This is a genomic window from Fibrobacter sp. (assembly GCA_024398965.1).
Classification (GTDB): Bacteria; Fibrobacterota; Fibrobacteria; order Fibrobacterales; family Fibrobacteraceae; genus Fibrobacter.
The window spans coordinates 1-1,445 of record JAKSIF010000146.1; the positions used below are offsets into that span (position 1 = coordinate 1).

Genomic DNA, 1,445 nt, shown 5'->3' on the forward strand with positions numbered 1-1,445 from the left:
TGCGAGGGCAATCAGCTGCTGCGCATGTGGCTGGCGACGATGCTTGCGCCGCAGATTGAGTTTGAGTTCTATTCGTTTGACTATCAGGGCAGCCGTGTTGTGATCTTGGAGATCGAGGCGGCTTATCGTTGTCCGGTCGCATTTGACAAGACCCCGTGGATCAGGTTCGGTTCGTCGTTGACCGAACTTTCCAAGCATCCGCGAATTGCCGCGGAAATTTACCGAACGACTGGGCATGACTGGTCGGGAGAAACGATACTGGGAGCTTCGCTTTCGGATCTCGATGAAAGCGCGCTTCGGCTCGCGCGGGTGAAATATGCGGAAAAGCACAAGGATGATGATTTCGCGGCGGAGATTCCAGGATGGGATGATGTCACGTTCCTCAACAAGGCGAAATTGGCCATTGACGGAAAGCTGACGCGTGCGGCCATCATTCTCCTTGGAAAATCCGAGAGTGCGCATTATGTCAGTCCGGCAGTGACGCGAATCACATGGCATTTGAAGAATGATGACGAATCAACTCGTGACTATAAGCATTTTGGCTTGCCGTTTCTGAAGGCCGTCGATGGTGTGTTGGCGAAGATCCGCAATTTGACCCTGCGGATGATGCCAGATGGAACATTGTTCCCGGAAGAAGTGAATCAATACGATTCGTGGGCATTGCGCGAGGCGCTCCATAACAGCATCGCGCATCAGGATTATTCTGCGGGCAAGACGATTGTCGTCACGGAGTATCCCGACTACATACGATTCAGCAATGCGGGATTGTTTGTCCCTGGGACGGTCGAGAAAGTCCTTCATGACAAGGGGCGACCACGGGATTATCGGAATCGGCAGTTGGTTGAGGCGATGGTCGAGCTGAAGATGATCGACACGTTGGGTTCGGGCATTCGTCGAATGTTCAACAAGCAGGTCGAGCGATTCCTTCCGTTGCCGGATTATGACTTTTCGAATGACGATGTTGTGCTGACCATGCCGGGCAAAGTCATTGACGAACGGTATTGCAAGTTGTTGATTGCAAATACCGGATTGTCGTTGGATGACATTTTGCTGCTGGACAAGGTGCAAAAGCATCAGCCGATAAGCAAGCAGGCTGCCGAGCTTCTGCGAAAGAAGAAGCTGGTCGGGGGACGCTATCCAAACCTCTATCCAGCCGTTGGTGTGGCTAGGCGGTCAGATAGTCTTGCGGATTATCTTGAGGCAAAAGCTTTTGATGATGAATTTTATATGCAGCACGTGCTGGAATTTATCTGTGCCAAGGGATCTGTGACGCGGGCCGAGATTGATAGTTTGTTGTTAAAGCATATGTCATCAGTCTTGGATGAAGGACAAAAGAAGACTAAGATTGGGAATCTGCTTTCGTTGAGATTGCGAAGACGACTCGGATGGATTGACAATATCGGCAGTCGCACCAATTCGCGTTGGATTCTTACGGATCAGGGCAG

The 1,445-nt window shown here is 51.1% G+C and carries 1 protein-coding gene; it reads left to right on the top strand.

The window, feature by feature from the left end; genetic code table 11:
• Positions 1 to 1,445: hypothetical protein (locus MJZ26_15185; GenBank protein MCQ2107119.1), on the top strand; the 1,445-nt coding region annotated here is incomplete at both ends.